This is a genomic window from Erysipelatoclostridium sp. An15 (genome assembly GCF_002160675.1).
Classification (GTDB): Bacteria; Bacillota_I; Bacilli_A; order Erysipelotrichales; family Coprobacillaceae; genus Thomasclavelia; species Thomasclavelia merdavium.
Genome location: NZ_NFLA01000121.1, coordinates 1 through 576, shown reverse-complemented (window position 1 = coordinate 576; position 576 = coordinate 1). Strand labels below are relative to the sequence as shown.

At 33.2% G+C, this 576-nt stretch carries 1 pseudogene; it reads right to left on the bottom strand.

Annotated elements, in window-relative coordinates:
• A pseudogene (locus B5E92_RS15305) lies at positions 1-451 on the bottom strand (IS21 family transposase); the annotation flags it as partial.
• Positions 452-576: the final 125 nt, after the last annotated feature.

Here is a 576-nt window from a genome sequence, read left to right as displayed (position 1 = left end):
TAGATGTCATGAGATTGAATTCTATGACTTCACCATGAATGGTCGTCATTCTAAGATTTTCTTTCCAGTCTACCTGCAATTGTTGGCCAGGCCTTGTTTCATATCTGACATGAGGCTTGACAGTTTTTTGTGGCTTCATATCACGTTTCCAAGTGTAATATTTAAAATTATTGTAAGTTCCGATATTGTCCTCACCATACCTGTCTAGAAGATACTCATATGCAGCACGTTTATGAACACCAGGCTTCTCAAACAATCTAGTGATTTCATCGCTATATTTATCCAGAATACTTTTTCTAGGTTTACGTTCCACTTTTTTTATTCCTCCTTCACGCCAGTATTTAGCTACTGTATGTCTATCCATATCGTAGATTCTGGCAAGTTCGCTAAAGTTGGGTTTAATATTCATTTGTTTCAAAATTAATAAATCTCCTATAATATTTCTTTCCATAATAATCTCCTGTATTTGAATACAGAAGATTCTATCAAAAAAGATAACCTTAGGATAGTTTTTCATTGCCGAAACTGGTAATTATTATACCAACCTTTTTGGTTATCTTTATTTTACTATTAACA